The 17,611-nt window shown below is 61.1% G+C and carries 18 protein-coding genes and 1 other RNA gene; 9 read left to right on the plus strand and 10 right to left on the minus strand.

Annotated features, from left to right (window positions below; genetic code table 11):
• Position 1 precedes the first annotated feature (1 nt).
• The 3 genes from ubiD (at position 2) to FQ192_RS20795 (ending at position 3,303) form a co-directional block, all read left to right on the plus strand.
• Complete coding sequence (ubiD, locus tag FQ192_RS20785) at positions 2-1,468, plus strand: 4-hydroxy-3-polyprenylbenzoate decarboxylase (protein ID WP_149660221.1); 1,467 nt, start codon at positions 2-4, stop codon at positions 1,466-1,468.
• Positions 1,468-2,436: a CDP-6-deoxy-delta-3,4-glucoseen reductase gene (locus FQ192_RS20790; protein ID WP_149660222.1), complete on the plus strand. Its 969-nt coding sequence runs from the start codon at positions 1,468-1,470 to the stop codon at positions 2,434-2,436. The genes ubiD and FQ192_RS20790 overlap by 1 nt, the downstream gene beginning before the upstream one ends.
• A gap of 195 nt (positions 2,437-2,631) precedes the next feature.
• Entirely contained in the window at positions 2,632-3,303 is a 672-nt protein-coding gene (locus FQ192_RS20795; RefSeq protein WP_149660223.1) for a gamma-glutamylcyclotransferase, read from the plus strand.
• Here the strand turns inward: FQ192_RS20795 and glpT are convergent.
• Complete coding sequence (gene glpT / locus FQ192_RS20800) at positions 3,276-4,628, minus strand: glycerol-3-phosphate transporter (RefSeq protein ID WP_149660224.1); 1,353 nt, start codon at positions 4,626-4,628, stop codon at positions 3,276-3,278. The two genes, FQ192_RS20795 and glpT, sit on opposite strands and share 28 nt — an antisense overlap.
• Before the next feature lie 280 nt (positions 4,629-4,908).
• Complete coding sequence (locus FQ192_RS20805) at positions 4,909-5,886, minus strand: NADPH:quinone oxidoreductase family protein (RefSeq protein WP_054044635.1); 978 nt, start codon at positions 5,884-5,886, stop codon at positions 4,909-4,911.
• A gap of 150 nt (positions 5,887-6,036) precedes the next feature.
• On the opposite strand from FQ192_RS20805, the gene FQ192_RS20810 reads away from it, so the two are divergent.
• Positions 6,037-6,447 (plus strand): flagellar basal body-associated protein FliL, encoded by a 411-nt coding sequence (locus FQ192_RS20810; protein WP_149660225.1) that lies wholly within the window; start codon positions 6,037-6,039, stop codon positions 6,445-6,447.
• Between the two features lie 118 nt (positions 6,448-6,565).
• Here the strand turns inward: FQ192_RS20810 and FQ192_RS20815 are convergent, their stop codons facing one another.
• The 4 genes from FQ192_RS20815 to FQ192_RS20830 all read right to left on the minus strand — a co-directional run bounded on the left by FQ192_RS20815 (position 6,566) and on the right by FQ192_RS20830 (position 11,951).
• The gene (locus FQ192_RS20815; RefSeq protein WP_149660226.1) at positions 6,566-7,684 is read right to left on the minus strand and encodes an ABC transporter permease; all 1,119 of its coding nucleotides are present in this window, start codon (positions 7,682-7,684) and stop codon (positions 6,566-6,568) included.
• Positions 7,684-10,407, minus strand: a complete 2,724-nt coding sequence (rbbA, locus tag FQ192_RS20820; RefSeq protein ID WP_149660227.1) for a ribosome-associated ATPase/putative transporter RbbA — start codon at positions 10,405-10,407, stop codon at positions 7,684-7,686. The genes FQ192_RS20815 and rbbA overlap by 1 nt, the downstream gene beginning before the upstream one ends.
• Positions 10,404-11,369: an HlyD family secretion protein gene (locus FQ192_RS20825; RefSeq protein ID WP_149660228.1), complete on the minus strand. Its 966-nt coding sequence runs from the start codon at positions 11,367-11,369 to the stop codon at positions 10,404-10,406. The genes rbbA and FQ192_RS20825 overlap by 4 nt, the downstream gene beginning before the upstream one ends.
• A 132-nt stretch (positions 11,370-11,501) precedes the next feature.
• Positions 11,502-11,951, minus strand: coding sequence for an EVE domain-containing protein (locus tag FQ192_RS20830; RefSeq protein ID WP_149660229.1), 450 nt, complete (start codon positions 11,949-11,951; stop codon positions 11,502-11,504).
• Positions 11,952-12,146: 195 nt separating this feature from the next.
• Between FQ192_RS20830 and FQ192_RS20835 the strand changes: the two genes are divergently transcribed.
• Positions 12,147-12,299 carry a hypothetical protein gene (locus FQ192_RS20835; RefSeq protein ID WP_007942433.1) on the plus strand — a complete coding sequence of 51 codons (153 nt, stop codon included), beginning with the start codon at positions 12,147-12,149 and terminating at the stop codon, positions 12,297-12,299.
• A 110-nt stretch (positions 12,300-12,409) separates the two neighbouring features.
• Here FQ192_RS20835 and FQ192_RS20840 read toward each other — a convergent pair whose 3' ends face one another.
• The 4 genes from FQ192_RS20840 to FQ192_RS20855 form a co-directional block, all read right to left on the minus strand.
• On the minus strand, positions 12,410-13,024 hold the full coding sequence (locus FQ192_RS20840) for a 5-formyltetrahydrofolate cyclo-ligase (RefSeq protein ID WP_149660230.1): 615 nt from the start codon (positions 13,022-13,024) through the stop codon (positions 12,410-12,412).
• Positions 13,025-13,109: 85 nt separating this feature from the next.
• A non-coding RNA gene (gene ssrS / locus FQ192_RS20845) (6S RNA) lies at positions 13,110-13,288 on the minus strand.
• Positions 13,289-13,318: 30 nt separating this feature from the next.
• Positions 13,319-13,636 (minus strand): cell division protein ZapA, encoded by a 318-nt coding sequence (locus tag FQ192_RS20850; RefSeq protein WP_007942435.1) that lies wholly within the window; start codon positions 13,634-13,636, stop codon positions 13,319-13,321.
• The gene (locus FQ192_RS20855; protein WP_007942437.1) at positions 13,633-13,842 is read right to left on the minus strand and encodes a TIGR02449 family protein; all 210 of its coding nucleotides are present in this window, start codon (positions 13,840-13,842) and stop codon (positions 13,633-13,635) included. The genes FQ192_RS20850 and FQ192_RS20855 overlap by 4 nt, the downstream gene beginning before the upstream one ends.
• 183 nt (positions 13,843-14,025) lie before the next feature.
• On the opposite strand from FQ192_RS20855, the gene FQ192_RS20860 reads away from it, so the two are divergent.
• The 4 genes from FQ192_RS20860 to FQ192_RS20875 are packed head-to-tail and all read left to right on the plus strand — an operon-like array spanning position 14,026 to position 17,604.
• Complete coding sequence (locus FQ192_RS20860) at positions 14,026-14,580, plus strand: YecA family protein (protein WP_149660231.1); 555 nt, start codon at positions 14,026-14,028, stop codon at positions 14,578-14,580.
• 27 nt (positions 14,581-14,607) lie between these two features.
• Positions 14,608-15,942, plus strand: a complete 1,335-nt coding sequence (gene pepP, locus FQ192_RS20865; protein ID WP_149660232.1) for a Xaa-Pro aminopeptidase — start codon at positions 14,608-14,610, stop codon at positions 15,940-15,942.
• The gene (gene ubiH / locus FQ192_RS20870) at positions 15,939-17,126 is read left to right on the plus strand and encodes a 2-octaprenyl-6-methoxyphenyl hydroxylase (RefSeq protein WP_149660233.1); all 1,188 of its coding nucleotides are present in this window, start codon (positions 15,939-15,941) and stop codon (positions 17,124-17,126) included. Before pepP ends, ubiH begins: the two co-directional genes overlap by 4 nt.
• A complete protein-coding gene (locus FQ192_RS20875; RefSeq protein ID WP_149660234.1) occupies positions 17,119-17,604 on the plus strand; it encodes a DUF4442 domain-containing protein in 486 nt (161 codons plus the stop codon). The genes ubiH and FQ192_RS20875 overlap by 8 nt, the downstream gene beginning before the upstream one ends.
• Positions 17,605-17,611: the final 7 nt, after the last annotated feature.

A 17,611-nucleotide genomic window follows, 5' to 3' on the forward strand; every position in this document is an offset into this window, starting at 1 on the left:
AATGAAATTCAAGGACCTTCGGGATTTCGTGCAGCAGCTTGAGCAGCGCGGAGAGTTGAAACGCATCCAGATCCCTGTCTCTCCAGTGCTGGAGATGACTGAAGTCTGTGATCGCACGCTGAGGGCCAAAGGCCCGGCGCTGCTGTTCGAGAACCCTACCGGCTACGACATCCCGGTCCTCGGCAACCTGTTCGGCACCCCCGAGCGGGTGGCCATGGGCATGGGCGCCGAGGCCGTCAGCGAGCTGCGCGAGATCGGCAAGTTGCTGGCGTTCCTCAAGGAACCCGAGCCGCCGAAGGGCTTGAAGGATGCGTGGTCCAAGCTGCCGATCTTCCGCAAGATCATCGCCATGGCGCCGAAAGTGGTCAAAGACGCGGTGTGCCAGGAAGTGGTCATCGAAGGCGACGACGTCGACCTGGCGATGCTGCCGGTGCAGACTTGCTGGCCTGGCGATGTCGGCCCGCTGATCACCTGGGGCCTGACTGTCACCAAGGGCCCGAACAAGGACCGGCAGAACCTCGGCATCTACCGTCAGCAAGTGATCGGCCGCAACAAGGTCATCATGCGTTGGCTGAGCCACCGTGGCGGCGCGCTGGATTACCGCGAGTGGTGCGAGAAGCACCCCGGCCAGCCGTTCCCGGTGTCCGTGGCGTTGGGCGCTGACCCGGCGACCATCCTCGGCGCCGTAACGCCGGTGCCGGACAGCCTCTCCGAATACGCCTTCGCCGGTCTGCTGCGGGGTAACCGCACCGAACTGGTGAAGTGCCGTGGCAACGACCTGCAAGTGCCGGCCACCGCCGAAATCATCCTGGAAGGCGTGATCCATCCGGGCGAAATGGCCGACGAAGGCCCGTACGGCGACCACACCGGTTACTACAACGAAGTCGACAGCTTCCCGGTGTTCACCGTCGAACGCATTACCCACCGGATCAAACCGATCTACCACAGCACCTACACCGGCCGTCCACCGGATGAACCGGCGATTCTCGGTGTGGCGCTGAACGAAGTGTTCGTGCCGATCCTGCAGAAGCAGTTCCCGGAAATCACCGACTTCTACCTGCCGCCCGAAGGCTGCTCGTACCGCATGGCCATCGTGACCATGAAGAAGTCGTATCCGGGCCATGCCAAGCGGGTAATGCTCGGTGTCTGGTCGTTTTTGCGACAGTTCATGTACACCAAGTTCGTTATCGTCACTGATGACGATATCAACGCGCGGGACTGGAACGACGTGATCTGGGCCATTACCACGCGCATGGACCCCAAGCGCGACACGGTGATGATCGACAACACGCCGATCGACTACCTCGACTTCGCCTCGCCGGTGTCCGGCCTGGGGTCGAAGATGGGGCTCGATGCCACGCATAAATGGCCGGGCGAAACCACTCGCGAGTGGGGCCGGGTGATCGTCAAGGATGAAGCCGTGACAAAACGGATCGATGCCATCTGGAATCAGTTAGGAATAGATTGATGCGTGTAACCTTGCAGCCCTCCGGAGCAGTGCTTGAGATATTGCCCGGCGAGCGGATTCTCGATGGCGCGCGGCGCTTGGGCTATGAATGCCCGCAAAGCTGTCGCAACGGCAATTGCCACGTCTGCGCGGCGTTGCTGGTGGAAGGCCGGGTTGAACAGGCCGGCCATGTGCGGGACCACGGCGAGTTCTACACTTGCATAGCTGAGCCGCTGGAAGACTGCATCGTGCTGTGGGATGGCGTGCTCGCGCTGGGAGAACTGCCGGTGCGCAGCTTGTCGTGTCAGGTTATTGAATGCAGGGACGTCGGCGGGGATACCTTTCGGGTGCACCTGCGGGCGCCGGCCGGCAAGCCGCCGCGCTATCACGCCGGTCAGTATTTGATGATCGAGCGCGAGAACGGCGAGAAATCCGCGTTCTCCCTGGCCTCGGCACCCCATGCCGGGCGCGACCTGGAAATCCATGTGCTGGCGCGCGAAAGCAGTGCGCTGAGCCTGATCGACCAGCTGCAACGCAATGCCATGGTGCGCATCGAGATGCCATTCGGCGACACCCACCTGGCCGAGTTGCCGGACGGGCCGCTGGTGCTGATCGCCGCGGGCACCGGCATGGGCCAGATTCACAGCCTGATCGAACATTGCCGCGCCACCGGGTTCAAGCACCCGGTGCATCTGTATTGGGGCGTGCGGCGTCCTGAAGACTTTTATGAAATAGAACACTGGGACGAATGGCTGAAACTGCCCAATCTGTTCCTGCATAAAGTCGTCAGCGATCAATGCGGCTGGGAAGGGCGCTGCGGCATGTTGCATGAGGCGGTGTGCGAGGATTTCCCGGATCTGAAGGCGCTGCATGTTTACGCCAGCGGTTCTCCGGCGATGGTCTACGGCACGCTGGATGCGTTGGTTGAAGCGGGGATGGATGCGCATCAGATGCGCGCCGACGTGTTTGCCTACGCGCCGCGATCTTAATCGTTATAACTCCCTATATAGCCGATCGGTATTTATAGATTTATATAAATACCGGTAGGTTATATGTCATATGGGCAATTATTTAAGAACTGTGCCATGGCACTTAAATTGCCTTAAAACATATGTGCCTTATTGTTACAGCGGTGCGTTCTATTAAGTAATTCTTTATCCGCGGGGAGCTGAACGCTATTCGCCATGAGCGCCATTGAATCTGCTTTTCTGAATTTGCCTTACCCTCCGCGGCTCGATCTGGGGCCGCAGCTTACGCACGAACAATTGCTCAGCTCGATGCAGGCAACCATGGCGCGCCACAAGGGTGGGCCGGTCTGGCTGTTCGCGTACGGCTCACTGATCTGGCGCCCTGAATGCCCGGCGGTGGAGCGAGTGCGCGGTCGGGTTCATGGCTACCATCGCGGTTTGTACCTGTGGTCCCACGAACATCGCGGTACGCCGGAAGTGCCGGGCCTGGTATTTGGCCTGGATCGCGGCGGCTCTTGCAGCGGTTTTGCCTATCGCCTTCCCGAAGAACAACTCGAAGCCTCGCTCTACGCCTTGTGGCAGCGCGAAATGCCATTCCCGTCCTATCGCCCACATTGGCTCAACTGCCGTCTTGAAGACGGAAGCCAGGTTCAGGCGTTGGGATTTGTTTTGGAACGGCACCTGCCCAGCTATGCCGGCAACTTGCCGGATCACGTGCTGAGCCAGGTGTTCGAAAGCGCTTGCGGGCGGTACGGCACCACTCGCGATTACGTCGAGCAGACCGCCAACGCCCTGCGTAGCCACGCCATGCCAGACCGGAATCTGGAGGCGCGGCTCAAGCGTTGTCAATCAAAGTCGGATCAGGCGATTGCTTCTTCGCGGGTCTGACTGGCGCTTTGTTTGTGCCCCAGCGTGGGAGCCAGGAAAGCCATCGCCAGCAAACAAGCAGCGACCAGCAGGATGAAGCCGCCATCCCAGCCGAAATAGTCCACGGTGTAGCCCATCAGCGCACTGGCCGCGACTGACCCGCCCAGGTAACCGAACAGGCCGGTAAAGCCCGCGGCGGTACCGGCGGCCTTCTTCGGCACCAGTTCCAGCGCTTGCAAACCCACCAGCATCACCGGACCGTAGATCAGGAAGCCGATCGCGAACAGCGAGATCATGTCGATCATCGGGTTGCCCGGCGGGTTCAGCCAATACACGATCGTCGCCACGGTCACCAACCCCATGAACACCATGCCGGTCAGGCCACGGTTGCCACGGAAGACCTTGTCCGACATCCAGCCACACAGCAGCGTGCCCGGAATGCCTGCCCACTCGTAGAGGAAATACGCCCAGGACGTTTTGTCGAAGTCGAAGTGCTTGACCTCTTTGAGGTAGGTCGGCGCCCAGTCGAGGATGCCGTAGCGCAGCAGGTAGACGAAGACGTTGGCCAGGGCGATAAGCCAGAGCATTTTGTTGCGCAGCACGTATTTGACGAAGATGTCCTTGGCGCTGAATTCTTCTTCGTGGCTGGCGTCGTAGCCTTCCGGGTAATCGTTCTTGTACTTCTCGATCGGCGGCAGGCCGGTCGATTGCGGCGTATCGCGCATCACAATGAAGGCAAACACGGCGACCAGCAGCGCCACGGCGGCCGGGACGTAGAACTTGCTGTGCCAATCGTTGAACCAGCCCATGCCGAGAATCGCCAGCGGACCAATCAACCCGCCGCCGACGTTATGCGCGGTGTTCCAGACCGACACCACCTGGCCACGTTCTTTCTGCGACCACCAGTGCACCATGGTCCGGCCGCTCGGTGGCCAGCCCATGCCTTGTGCCCAGCCGTTGATGAACAACAGGGTGAACATCATCGTCACACTCGACGTCGCCCAGGGCGCGAAACCGAAAACGAACATGACCCCGGCCGACACGATCAGCCCGAAGGGCAGGAAGTAACGTGGGTTGGAGCGGTCGGACACAATGCCCATCAAAAATTTGGACAGACCGTAGGCGATCGCAATCGCCGACATCGCCACACCCAGTTGACCCTTTGTGTAGCCCTGGGCGATCAGGTCCGGGAAGGCCAGCGTGAAGTTTTTGCGCAGCAGGTAGTAACCCGCATAGCCAATAAAAATCCCGGCGAAGATCTGCCAGCGAAGGCGTTTATAGGTGTCGTCTATTTTTTCTTCAGGCAGGGGCGCCTGATGTGCGGCAGGTCGAAAGAAAGCAAACATTCAAGAGCTCCAAATTTCTTGTTTTGACTGCGGATGCGAATGTTACAGTTTCGTTACCGAAAATAGCACCGGTTCGCATTGGTCAAACAGCGGAAAAGTTGGAGATCGCGTGTTCCTTTATGAACATGTCGCTCAGGTGTAAGTGTAGGACGGTGTGGGAAAGGTTACTGGGTGAGCCGTTGTGCGCTTTTCAAGCCAGAGTCGTGCGGGGTTTTGGGAAATGTCCTTCAAATAAAGAAGAAGCGATCCGGACTCTGCCGCCCAGATCGCTTCACTCGGCTCAGCGAACCTGTACCACCACTTTCCCGACCGCTTTGCGCTGGCCAAGATCATTGATCGCCTGCGCCGCATTGCTCAGCGGGTACACCTGCGACACCAGCGGCTTCAACTTGCCCTCGGCAAACCAGCCAAATAGCTGCTGGAAGTTCGCCGCGTTGTCCTGGGGTTGGCGCTGGGCGAAGGAGCCCCAGAACACGCCGACCACCGCCGCGCCTTTGAGCAGGGCGAGGTTGACCGGGAATTCGGGGATGCGTCCGCTGGCAAAGCCGACCACCAGCAGGCGGCCGTTCCAGGCGATGGCGCGCACGGCCTGGTCGAACAGGTCGCCGCCGACCGGGTCGTAGATCACGTCGGCGCCCTGGCCGTCGGTCAGGCGTTTGATTTCGTCCTTGAGACTGGTTTCGCTGTAGTTGATCAGCTCATCGGCGCCGGCAGCCTTGGCCACGGCGAGTTTTTCCGCGCTGCTGGCGGCGGCAATCACCCGGGCGCCCATGGCTTTGCCGATTTCCACGGCAGCCAGGCCGACACCGCCAGAGGCGCCGAGCACCAGCAAGGTTTCACCCGGTTGCAGATTGGCCCGCTGCTTGAGGGCGTGCATCGAGGTGCCGTAGGTCATGCTGAACGCGGCGGCGGTGTTGAAGTCCATCGACGGCGGGATCGGCAGCACGTTGTAGCCCGGCACCGCGACCTGCTCGGCAAAGCTGCCCCAACCGGTCAGGGCCATGACCCGGTCGCCGACCTTGAGATGGCTGACCTTTTCACCCACTGCACTGACCACGCCGGCCGCCTCACCGCCCGGCGAAAACGGGAAGGGCGGTTTGAACTGGTATTTGCCCTCGATGATCAGCGTGTCCGGAAAGTTGACCCCGGCGGCGTGCACGTCCAGCAGGATTTCGTTCTTCTTGGCGACAGGACTGGCGACGTCTTCCAGCACCAGCGATTCGGCGGGGCCGAAGGCTTTGCATAGCACGGCTTTCATCAGGGCTATTCCTTTGGGAGTGATGGCCGATAAGTGTAGGTGTGTGAGTCGACGGGTCAACGAGCATGCCCGGCTCTGATAGTCAGCCATAAGCTTGTGCTTGCGCGGCGGGTCGTTATGCTAGGCCGCAAACCGGATAAGGAGCGAATTGTGAAAGCGTGGATCATGTTGTTGCTGGCCCTGTCTCTGCCTTTGGCAGCAGTGGCTGAAGAAGCCGCCAAAGAAGGTGAGGCCCCAAAGGTCAACTACATCACCCTGAGCCCGCCGTTCGTGGGCAATTATGGGTTGGACGGCACGCCGAAGTTGAAGGTGTTCAAGGCTGACGTGGCGTTGCGGGTGACCGGTGAAGAGGCGACCAAAGCGGTCAAGGCCAACGAACCGTTGATTCGCAATCAACTGGTGGCGTTGTTCAGCCAGCAGACCACCGAGGCGATGGGCAGCGTCGAGGGCAAGGAAAAGCTGCGTCAGGAAGCCCTGAAGCAAACCCAGCAAGTGATGAATGATGAAACGGGCAAGCCGGTGGTTGAGGATCTGTTGTTCAACAACCTGATCATTCAATAGCGTCCCTGCTGCAAAGAGGCTTTTGTGGCGAGGGAGCTTGCTCCCGCTGGGCTGCGAAGCGGCCCTGAAAAGAGGGACTGCTTTGCAGTCCAACGGGAGCAAGCTCCCTCGCCACAGGTCAGGACGCCAGACTCTTGCGAAACCGCATCAGCGCAATCGCAAAGAACACCAGCCCGATGGCGGTCAGTGCCAGCAAGTCCGGCCAGACCACGCTCAGCCCGGCGTCGCGAAACAGAATCGCGGCGCTCAAGCTGACAAAGTGCGTCGATGGCGAACCCTGCATCACCCATTGCAGCCACTGCGGCATGCTGTCGAGCGGCGTGCTGCCGCCCGATAGCAGCAACATCGGGATGATCACCGGGATGGCCAGCAAACCGAACTGCGGCGTCGAGCGGGCCAGGGTCGCGAGAAAGATTCCCAGCGCCGTACTGGCGAACAGATAAACCGCCGTCACCAGCAAAAACAAGGTCATCGAGCCGGCCAGCGGCACGCCCAGCGCGCCTTTGACGATCACTTCCAGCGAAATCCAGGTGCACAGCACCACCACCAGCATGTTGCTCCAGATTTTTGCCAGCATGATTTCCAGTGCGGTCAGTGGCAGCACCAGCAAATGGTCGAGGGTGCCGTGCTCACGCTCTCGCAGCAGCGCGGTGCCGGTGAGGATGATGGCGAGGATGGTGATGTTGTTGACGATCTGGATCACCGCCAGAAACCAGCCACCTTCCAGATTTGGATTGAACAGCGAGCGCGTGGTCAGCAGCGCCGGCGCTTTGCTGGCGGGATCATTCTGGCCGCTGTAGTTCAGCAGTTCGCGCTGGAAAATCCGACCGATGTAACCCGCGCCCATGAACGCCTGGCTCATGGCCGTGGCGTCCACATTGACCTGCACCGCCGGTTGGCGTCCGGCCAGCAAATCGGTCTGGAAATTCACCGGCACGTTGATCACAAACGTGTACTGGCCGCTGTCCATGACTTGATCCAGTTGCTCATAAGGCAGCAGCACCGGACGCTGGAATTCCGGTGGTTGCAGGGCCTGGGTCAATTCCCGTGAGAGGTGACTGCGGTCTTCGTCTACCACGGCCACGCTGGCGTTGTGCACGCCGATGACCGAGCCGGCGGCCGGCATGTAGATCGCCACGGTAAAGGCGTAGAACAGAAACAGCAGCAACACGCTGTCGTGGCGCAGGCTGGTCAGTTCCTTGAGGCCGAGTCGCAAGATATGCGCAAGCTTATGCATCAGGCCTCCTGCTTTTTCAGCATGACCAGGCTGAGCCCGGTGAATCCGAGGAAGAACCCGAACAGCGCCAGGCATTGCGGCCATAGCTGTCGCAGGTCCAGTGCTTTGGTGAACGTGCCGACGGCGATATCGAGGAAATACCCCGCCGGAAACAGCATCCCCATGACCGAAGCCGCGCCTTCGAGGGAAGAGCGCGGCACGATCAGCCCGGAAAACTGGATGGTCGGCAGGCTGGTGATGATCATGGTGCCGAGGATCGCGGCGATCTGGGTTCGGGTGAACGCCGAAATCAGCAAGCCCATGCTGGTGGTGGCCAGCACGTAGAGCAATCCGCCGAAGGCCAGGGTCAGGCCGCTGCCCTTGAACGGCACGCCAAACAGCCAGCGGTTCATGGCCACCAGCACCGCCAGGTTGATCAGGCTGATCGCCAGATAGGGCGCCTGTTTACCCAGCAGGAATTCCAGTCGGGTCAGGGGCGTGGCGTAGAAGTTGGTGATCGAACCCAACTCCTTCTCGCGCACGATCCCCAGCGCCGTGAGCATGGCCGGGATGAAGGCGAGGATCAGCGCCATCACCCCGGGGCCGATGGCGTTGACGCTGACCACGTCCTGGTTGTAGCGGAACCGGGTTTCCAGTTTGGCCGCTGCGGGTCGGTTGCGCGCGGGGCTGCTCTGTTCGGCCAGTTGCTCAAGGTTGGCTTGATGCACTGCTTCCACGTAATTGCGGCTGGTCTCGGCCCGAAACGGCATGCCGCCATCCAGCCAGGCGGCGACGGTGGGTTGGCGCCCGGCGTACAGGTCGCGGCCAAAGCCTGGCGGGATCTCCAGCGCCAGTTTGATTTCCGAGCGTTGAAGGCGTCGATGCAATTCTTTGCTGTCGCGGATCGGTGATTGTTCGGCGAAATAGCGAGAACTGCGGAACGCTTCCAGATACGTGCGGCTTTGGGGCGTCTGGTCCTGGTCGAACACGGCGAAGGCGAGTTTTTCCACGTCCAGGGAAATGCCGTAGCCGAAGATCACCATCATGAAAATCGCCCCCAGCAGGGCGAACGCCATCCGCACTTTGTCGCGCAGCAATTCCTTGCCTTCACGACTGGCCACGGCTACCAGGCGGCCGACGCTGAAACCACGTTCTTTCATTGGCGTTGTCGGTGCGACTGGCGTGTCGGCGGGCACTTGCGGCGTCGGTGCTTCGCTAGCGCCCTGGGCCTGCTCCAGGCAGGTGACAAACGCCGCTTCCAGGGTGTCGCCCTTGAACTGCTGTTGCAGCGCCGCCGGGGTATCGCAGGCCAGTACTTTGCCGGCGTGCATCAGCGAAATGCGGTCGCAGCGCTGGGCTTCGTTCATGAAATGGGTGGACAGGAAAATCGTCACGCCTTGCTCGCGGGACAACTCGATCAGCAGCCGCCAGAAGTCATCCCGCGCCGCCGGGTCGACGCCGGAAGTCGGTTCATCGAGGATCAGCACTTCCGGGCGATGCAGCACCGCCACGGCCAGGGACAATCGTTGGCGTAAACCCAGGGGCAGGGCGCCGGACTGTTGATCGGCCACGTTGACCAGGTTGAAACGCTGGATCAGTTCGTCGATGCGTTGGGCGCTGTCGGCCTTGGGCAAATCGAACAGGCGCGCGTGCAAGTCGAGGTTTTGCCGCACGCTGAGTTCGCCATACAGCGAGAAACTCTGGGACATGAAACCGACACGCTTGCGCGTGGCCAGGTCCTTGGCGTTCACCGCGTTGCCCAGCAATGTGGCGCTGCCCTCACTGGCCGGCATCAGCCCGGTAAGGACTTTCATGGTGGTGGTTTTGCCACAGCCGTTGGAGCCGAGAAAACCGAAAATCTCCCCGCGACCGATGGCGAAGCTGACCTTGTCCACGGCGGTGAAATCGCCGAAGCGCAAGGTCAGGTCGTGGGCTTCGATGGCGATGTCAGTGTTGGCGCCGGTGCGGGGTGGAATCACCAGTGGCTGATTGTCGTGGCCACTGTCGCCCTGAAAGTGGGTGAAGGCTTCATCGAGTTTGCCGCTGGCAGTCGCGGCGGCCAATTCGCTGCTCAGACCGGTGGCGATCAGCTTGCCGCCGTCGAGCATCAGGCAATGTTCGAATTGCTCGGCCTCTTCCATGTACGCGGTGGCGACCAGCAGCGTCAGTTGCGGGCGTTGGCCGCGCACATCATCTACCAGCTCCCAGAAGCGCCGTCGGGACAAGGGATCGACGCCGGTGGTGGGTTCGTCGAGGATCAACAGGTCCGGTTCGTGGATCAGCGCGCAACAGAGCCCGAGTTTCTGCTTCATGCCACCGGAGAGCTTGCCGGCCGGGCGGTCCGCGAAGCGCAGCAGGTCGGTGGCCAGCAACAGGCTGTGCATGCGCTGGTCGCATTCGGCTTTCGACAGGCCGAACAGGGTGGCGAAAAAGTGGATGTTCTCGCTGATCGACAATTCGGGATACAGGTTGCCGCCCAGGCCTTGCGGCATGAAGGCGATGCGTGGGTAGAGGCTGTTGCGATGGCGACGGTCCTGGATCGAGCCGCCCAGCACTTCCAGCTGACCTTGTTGCAGGGTTTTCACCCCGGCGATCAGGCCCAGCAAACTCGACTTGCCGGCGCCGTCCGGGCCAATCAACCCGCAGCGCGTGCCGGCGGGCAGGCTGAAGGTGATGTCGGCCAGGGCCTGCTGTTTGCCGTAACGGTGGTTGATGCCGGTCGCTTGCAGCGCCAGGTCGGTCATTGCAGGTTGGCCGGCCAGCTAATCGGCGCGGTGCGCACATAACCGGCGCCGGGCATGCCCGGCTTGGCCTGGGGCAGGGCGCTCGGGTCGGTCAGCCGCAGTTTGACGCGGAACACCAGTTTCTGGCGTTCGTCACGGGTTTCGACTTCTTTGGGCGTGAACTGTGATTTGCCGGCGACGAAAGTGATTTTGGCTGGCACCGGGTGGTCGGGCAGGGCGTCGAGCAGGATGCGCGCGTCATCGCCAACGGCCACGCGCCCGGTGACGGAGGCCGGGAGGTAGAGGTTCATGTATTGGTCGCTCGGATCAATCAGCAGCAGCACTCGTCCGCCGGCGCCGAGTACTTCGCCCGGTTCGGCCATGCGCAACTGGATCACCCCGTCTATGGACGCCCGCAAGCTGCTGTCATCTATTTCGCTGGTCAGCATTGCGACTTGGGCCTGGGCCGCGCCGATCGCGGCGCCGACCGCCGACACCTGGGCGCGGGACGCTGCGACTGCCGCACTGCCGGTGTCCAGGCGTGCCTGTTGTTGATCGATGATCTGGCCGCTGACGAAGCCGTGCTTGAACAGTTCCTGGGAACGCTTGAGTTCTTGTTGGGCGAGCAGTTGTTCGCTCTGGCGCAATTGCACGTTGGCCTGGGCCGCGGCGAGGTTTTCCCGGGCGCGCAGCACCTCGGCTTCGGCCTGATTGCGCTGGGCTTCGAGGGTGCGGGTGTCCATGCGGGCCAGCAGTTGGCCCTTGGTGACTTTATCGCCCTCATCGACGAGCACCTCGGCCAGGCGCCCGGGTGTTTTGCTGGCGATCTGCACTTCTGTGGCTTCGAGGCGACCGTTGCCGACATACAAGCCTTCGGGCAGACGGTCATGCATCGACTTCCAGTAACCGAACCCTCCGGCGGCCAGCAGTAAAACCATCAAGGAACTGGCGAAAAAAATCGAAGAGCGACTGTGCGTAGACATGCGGGCATCCTGCGGCTGTAACGTCCTAGTCTGGCTGATCGAGCGCCGAAGCGGCTTGATGCCAGTCAACTAAGGCGCAAGCCTAACCCCATTGAGCAGGGAAAAGAGGATGACCGGGCAGTTCTGCTTTATTTAACGCAAGCCGAGTACCGCAGCCCATTGTTCGGCGGTGACGGGCATCACCGACAGCCGAGTGCCTTTCTGCACCAGTGGCATCTCGGCCAGCGCCGTCTGCTGCTTCAGATAATCCAGCTTCAGCACGTTGGCAAACGTCTCGACATGCGCGACATCAATCGCGCTCCAGGCGTTTTTCTCCGGGGTGGCCTTCGGATCGTAGTAATGACTCTGCGGCTCAAGGGCCGTCGGGTCCGGGTACGCCGCTTCGACAATCTGGCCGATCCCGGCAATCCCCGGCTCCGGGCAACTGGAGTGATAGAAGAAGAACTCGTCACCCACCGCCATCGCCCGCAGGAAATTGCGCGCCTGGTAGTTGCGAACCCCGTCCCAGCGCGCTTTGCCAAGCTTCTCAAGGTCTTTGATCGAGAGCTCGTCGGGCTCGGATTTCATCAGCCAATAGGCCATGGTTTTTGCTCCTTGCGAGAGGGGTGGGCAAGTTGTCGGGCAATTTTATGACAAACCGACAGTCGGTTGACGCCAGTGTTTGCGTGTCGGTTCACGTTGTCGCAAAATGCCGGCCTTCTAAGCTTTACGCTGCTGCACGGCCTACAACGGAAACCGCTGCTGTCATCGTGTTGATATGCCTTTGGGGGGCAATCGATGAAACGCAAACCGGATTTACTATGGATTTTGGTTATTTTGTTCGGCCTCGGCGTCGTGACCACTGGCTATGCCCAAAGCCTATGGAACAACAAGACCGACGCACCGATCGAAATCGCGCAGCAACAACAGCCGTCGGCCTTCAAGCGCTGATCTCTGTCTTTCGGACGCCGCACCCGTAGCAGCAAAGCTTGCTCGCGATGACGGCGTCACCTTCAACATCCATGTGCCTGTAGGACCGCTATCGCGAGCAAGCTTTGCTCCTACAGTGCGGCGCCTGCGAAATACCACGCCTTGTCTGTCACCGTTCCTTGCAACGGCACATCCCAGCTCGCTTGAGCCAATCGTTCGACCTTCTGACATTCATGGGCCAGCCCCAGCAGCGTCGGCTTGCGCCAGGTTTTGCGCCGCGCCAGATACGCCAGGCTGCGGTCATAGAAGCCGCCGCCCATGCCCAGGCGTCCGCCGACATCGTCAAATCCAACCAATGGCAACAACACTAAATCAAGCGCCCAGACTTTGCGTTGCCGGGCGAGGTTGTGCCTTGGTTCGAGAATACGGAAACGGTTGGGTTTCAATTTGTCGCCGGGGCGAACGCGCTGGAACACCATTTTGGTTCGCGGCCAGGCGCTGAGCACCGGCAGATACGTCGCCTTGCCCCGACGTTGAGCGGCACGCAGCAAAACACGCGGATCGATTTCACCGTCTGTAGGCAGATAAAGAGAGATATGTCTGGCGCGGCGAAACAGCGGGTGCTGGGCCAATTGCTTGTATAGCCCGCGAGCGGCCTGGCGCTGCTGACTGGGTGTCAGTGCGCGGCGGGCCTTGCGCAGCATGCGTCGAAGTTGCGGGCGGGGAAGCAGCGCAGGTTCGTTCATGAATTAGGCTTCGGCAGGGCGGGTACACAAAGCGTACCCGTAAAAAAGCCGATGCCGGTAATTAAACCGGCATCGGACTGGAATCAGGCTCCCCGGATGAACCGCTGCTGACTTAGCCCTTGAACCCGAAAGTTCAAGGTGGAAGAAGCAGTAGGCTTTAAGGCTTTCCGTCTAGCGGACATGCACACCAGCCCAACGTGCAACTTCCAGGGTAGTGCGAATCGGCTCAGGGACATCGTCAACTGGCAAGCACCCCAGGGAGTGACGCGAGTATACCCCAAGCGATTCCACGAATCAGCCCTTGGTGACGTCCGGATCAGTTGCCAGCACCAGATCGACGCGATCCAGCAGGTCGCGAACCTGCTCGCGGGTCGAACCGCTGGCCTGTACGTCCGGGCGTTCTTCCTTGTGCAGCAGGTCGTGGGTGATGTTCAGCGCGGCCATCACGGCGATGCGGTCGGCGCCGATGACTTTGCCGCTGCTGCGGATTTCGCGCATCTTGCCGTCCAGGTAGCGGGCGGCACTCACCAGGTTGCTGCGCTCTTCCTGGGGGCAGATGATCGAATATTCTTTATCGAGGATCTGCACGGTAACGCTATTGCTTGAACTCATGAGTCTTGCTCCAGGGCCTTGAGGCGCGAAATCATCGATTCGACCTTACGCCGGGCGATTTCGTTTTTTTCAATGAGGTGAGCGCGTTCCTCGCGCCAGGTCTTTTCCTGAGCTAATAGGAGTCCATTTTGGCTCTTTAGTTGCTCGACTCGGCTAATTAGCAACTCGAGTCTTGCCATCAGCGCTTGCAGATCGGTGTCTTCCATTGTGTCCACTGAATATGTGTCTGATGGGTGGCAGGCTCTGTAGGAAACTGCCGACGCGTCGGGCGCGCCTAGTTTCGTACAGCTCCAGGCTGGCGGACAGCCTTTAATAGTCTTGGCGAGTCTGTCGATGTAGGATACAAGGCCTTCATTCTAGACATAGCGCCGTCTGGCGCCTAGCTGCCCATGCCCATTCAGAATTCCCCGTACCAAGCCTTCGCCACCCTGCTGACTTCCAGCGGCCATAACGTCTCGCCTGCCGAACTGCATGGCCTGTTGCTCGGCCGCAGTTGCGCCGGTGCCGGCTTCGAAGCCGACAGCTGGCTGGCCGATGCCGCCGAGCTGCTCGAAGGCGAGCCACAAGACAACGTTCGCAATGCCCTGATCGGCCTGCAAGAGATGGTCAAGGGCGAGCTGACCGGCGACGACATGACCGTTGTCCTGCTGCTGCCCACCGACGACGCCCCGCTGGCCGACCGCGCCGCTGCGCTGGGCCAATGGTGCCAGGGCTTCCTGACCGGCTTCGGTCTGACCCGTCGTGAATATGCCCTGACCACCGAAGCGACCGAAGTGTTGCAGGATCTGGCCGCCATCGCCCAGGTGCAAGACGCCCTGGAAGAGTCTGACGACGGCGAAAGCGATTACATGGAAGTGATGGAGTACCTGCGCGTGGCTCCGTTGCTGCTGTTCACGGAAACCAAGAAAACCGACGAAGCCGCCGCCAAACCGTCGTTGCATTAATCGCCTGCCAGGGAACGCCATCTGCCCATGATTCATATCCCGAAATCGGAATACAGCCGTCGCCGCAAGGCCTTGATGGCGCAGATGGAACCCAACAGCATCGCGATCCTGCCCGCCGCCGCGGTGGCCATTCGCAACCGCGACGTTGAGCATGTCTATCGCCAGGACAGCGACTTCCAGTACCTCAGCGGTTTCCCCGAGCCACAAGCCGTCATCGTCCTGATGCCCGGTAGAGAGCACGGCGAATACCTGCTGTTTTGCCGGGAGCGCAACGTCGAGCGGGAGCTGTGGGACGGCCTGCGCGCCGGGCAGGAAGGCGCGATCCGCGACTTCGGCGCCGATGACGCCTTCCCCATCACTGACATCGACGACATCCTGCCGGGCCTGATCGAAGGGCGCGACCGGGTGTATTCGGCCATGGGCAGCAACCCGGAATTCGACCGGCACCTGATGGACTGGATCAACGTGATCCGCTCTAAAGCGCACCTTGGCGCCCAGCCACCGAACGAATTCGTTGCCCTGGATCATCTGCTGCACGACATGCGCCTGTATAAATCGGCGGCAGAAGTGAAGGTGATGCGCGAGGCCGCACGGATTTCCGCACAGGCGCATATCCGCGCGATGCAGGCCAGCCGCGCCGGTTTGCACGAGTTCAGCCTCGAAGCCGAGCTTGATTACGAGTTCCGCAAGGGCGGGGCGAAGATGCCGGCGTACGGCTCGATCGTCGCCGCCGGGCGCAACAGCTGCATCCTGCATTACCAGCAGAATGACGCCGTGCTCAAGGACGGCGACCTGGTGCTGATCGACGCCGGTTGCGAGATCGACTGCTACGCCAGCGACATCACCCGCACCTGGCCGGTCAACGGCAAATATTCAGCGGAGCAGAAGGCGATCTACGAGTTGGTGCTGGCTTCGCAAGAAGCGGCGTTCGCCGAGATTGCCCCGAACAAGCATTGGAATCAGGCCCACGAAGCCACGGTCCGGGTCATTACGACCGGGCTGGTGAAACTGGGGCTGTTGCAGGGCGACGTCGACGAGTTGATCGCCAGCGAAGCCTATAAAGCTTTCTATATGCACCGCGCCGGCCACTGGCTGGGCATGGATGTGCATGACGTCGGCGAGTACAAGGTCGGCGGCGAGTGGCGCGTGCTGGAGGTCGGCATGGCGCTGACCGTGGAGCCGGGGATCTACATCGCCCCGGACAACCCGAACGTGGCAAAGAAATGGCGTGGCATTGGCGTGCGCATCGAGGACGACGTGGTAGTGACCAAGACCGGTTGTGAAATCCTGACCCAAGGCGTGCCGAAAACGGTCGCTGAAATCGAGGCCTTGATGGCCCAAGCACGGGCACACGCGGCATGAGTCGAGTCAATCTGGCAATCATCGGTGGCGGCCTGGTCGGCGCGAGTCTGGCGTTGGCCTTGCAGGCCGGGGCCAAGGCGCGCGGCTGGAAGATCGTGCTGATCGAACCGTTCGCCCCCGGTGACACCTATCAACCGAGCTACGACGCCCGTTCTTCGGCGCTGTCCTACGGCGCCCGGCAGATTTATCAACGGCTGGGCGTGTGGCAGGAAATCTCCCGCCGCGCCGAGCCGATCAAGCAGATTCACGTGTCCGACCGTGGGCGTTTCTCCACGGCGCGACTGTCGGCGATGGAAGAGGGCGTTCCGGCCCTCGGCTATGTGGTGGAAAACGCCTGGCTCGGCCAATGCCTCTGGCAAGGCCTGGACAAGGACGTGGTCAGCTGGCGTTGCCCGGCGGAAGTCACCCGCATGGAACCGCTGACCGACGGCTATCGCCTGACCCTCAACGACGAAACCACCCTGGAATGCGACCTCGCGGTGCTCGCCGATGGCGGCCGCTCCGGCCTGCGCGAGCAACTGGGGATCGGCATCAAGACGCGCCCGTATAACCAGAGTGCGCTGATCGCCAACATTACCCCGAGCGAAGCCCATAACGGCATGGCGTTCGAGCGTTTCACCGACGAAGGCCCGATGGCCTTGTTGCCGTTGCCGGATAATCGCTGCGCCTTGGTCTGGACCCGTCTGGGCATGGACGCGCAACGATTGGCCGCCCTCGATGAAAAGAGTTTCCTCAGCGAGCTGCAGGGCGTGTTCGGTTATCGCCTCGGTACCTTGAAGCAGGTTGGCGCGCGGCATTTGTATCCGCTGACCTTGATCGAGGCCGAAGAGCAGGTGCGCCCGCATCTGGCGATTCTCGGCAACGCCGCCCACAGCCTGCACCCGATTGCCGGCCAGGGTTTCAACCTGTCGTTGCGCGATGCCCAGGCCCTGGCCGATGCATTGCTGGCCAGCGAAACCGGGCCCGGCGACTTCGCGACCTTGCAGGCTTATCGCGAACGCCAGCGCATGGACCAGAACCTCACCGTCGGTTTCTCCGACCAGGTCACCCGCTTGTTTGGCAGCACTCAGCCACTGGTGTCCCTGGGCCGCAACATTGGCTTGCTTGGCCTTGATCTGTTGCCGCCGGCCAAACGCTGGTTCGCCCGGCAGGCCATGGGTTTGGGTACTCGCCCGGATGCTTGAGTGGCTGACTGCAACATTCGGCAAGGCGCGGTTGATGCGCTGGGTCATGACGTTTTACCCGCCGTATCTCGGTGCCGGGGTACGGGTTCGGCACATCAGCGATGACTTCCGGGACATCAAGGTGTCGATGGGCCTGGGCTGGTACAACCGCAATTACGTCGGCACCCAGTTCGGTGGCAGCCTGTATTCGATGGTCGATCCGTTCTACATGCTGATGCTGATGGAAAACCTCGGGCGTCAATACATCGTCTGGGACAAAGCCGCCGACATCGATTTCATTGCGCCGGGCAAAGGCCCGGTGTTCGCCCGTTTCAACATCGACGAGACCTTGCTCGACGAGATCCGCCGGCAGACGGCGAGTGGCGAAAAATACCTGCCGCAGTTGCAGGTCGATATTCACGACGGCGCCGGCACCTTGGTGGCGCGGGTCGAAAAAACCCTTTACGTGCGGCTCAAGCCGCAAGCGAGACAGGCTTAAAGCATGG

Origin of the sequence: Pseudomonas sp. ANT_J12, assembly GCF_008370045.1 — a bacterium.
Classification (GTDB): domain Bacteria; phylum Pseudomonadota; class Gammaproteobacteria; order Pseudomonadales; family Pseudomonadaceae; genus Aquipseudomonas.

What these genes read in the sequence shown, in the direction of transcription:
- ubiD (WP_149660221.1), top strand. Translation starts at nt 2, where the DNA reads ATGAAATTCAAGGACCTTCGGGATTTCGTGCAGCAGCTTGAGCAGCGC.
- FQ192_RS20790 (WP_149660222.1), top strand. Translation starts at nt 1,468, where the DNA reads ATGCGTGTAACCTTGCAGCCCTCCGGAGCAGTGCTTGAGATATTGCCC.
- FQ192_RS20795 (WP_149660223.1), top strand. Translation starts at nt 2,632, where the DNA reads ATGAGCGCCATTGAATCTGCTTTTCTGAATTTGCCTTACCCTCCGCGG.
- glpT (WP_149660224.1), bottom strand. Translation starts at nt 4,628, where the DNA reads ATGTTTGCTTTCTTTCGACCTGCCGCACATCAGGCGCCCCTGCCTGAA.
- FQ192_RS20805 (WP_054044635.1), bottom strand. Translation starts at nt 5,886, where the DNA reads ATGAAAGCCGTGCTATGCAAAGCCTTCGGCCCCGCCGAATCGCTGGTG.
- FQ192_RS20815 (WP_149660226.1), bottom strand. Translation starts at nt 7,684, where the DNA reads ATGCATAAGCTTGCGCATATCTTGCGACTCGGCCTCAAGGAACTGACC.
- rbbA (WP_149660227.1), bottom strand. Translation starts at nt 10,407, where the DNA reads ATGACCGACCTGGCGCTGCAAGCGACCGGCATCAACCACCGTTACGGC.
- FQ192_RS20825 (WP_149660228.1), bottom strand. Translation starts at nt 11,369, where the DNA reads ATGTCTACGCACAGTCGCTCTTCGATTTTTTTCGCCAGTTCCTTGATG.
- FQ192_RS20830 (WP_149660229.1), bottom strand. Translation starts at nt 11,951, where the DNA reads ATGGCCTATTGGCTGATGAAATCCGAGCCCGACGAGCTCTCGATCAAA.
- FQ192_RS20835 (WP_007942433.1), top strand. Translation starts at nt 12,147, where the DNA reads ATGAAACGCAAACCGGATTTACTATGGATTTTGGTTATTTTGTTCGGC.
- FQ192_RS20840 (WP_149660230.1), bottom strand. Translation starts at nt 13,024, where the DNA reads ATGAACGAACCTGCGCTGCTTCCCCGCCCGCAACTTCGACGCATGCTG.
- FQ192_RS20850 (WP_007942435.1), bottom strand. Translation starts at nt 13,636, where the DNA reads ATGAGTTCAAGCAATAGCGTTACCGTGCAGATCCTCGATAAAGAATAT.
- FQ192_RS20855 (WP_007942437.1), bottom strand. Translation starts at nt 13,842, where the DNA reads ATGGAAGACACCGATCTGCAAGCGCTGATGGCAAGACTCGAGTTGCTA.
- FQ192_RS20860 (WP_149660231.1), top strand. Translation starts at nt 14,026, where the DNA reads ATGCCCATTCAGAATTCCCCGTACCAAGCCTTCGCCACCCTGCTGACT.
- pepP (WP_149660232.1), top strand. Translation starts at nt 14,608, where the DNA reads ATGATTCATATCCCGAAATCGGAATACAGCCGTCGCCGCAAGGCCTTG.
- ubiH (WP_149660233.1), top strand. Translation starts at nt 15,939, where the DNA reads ATGAGTCGAGTCAATCTGGCAATCATCGGTGGCGGCCTGGTCGGCGCG.
- FQ192_RS20875 (WP_149660234.1), top strand. Translation starts at nt 17,119, where the DNA reads ATGCTTGAGTGGCTGACTGCAACATTCGGCAAGGCGCGGTTGATGCGC.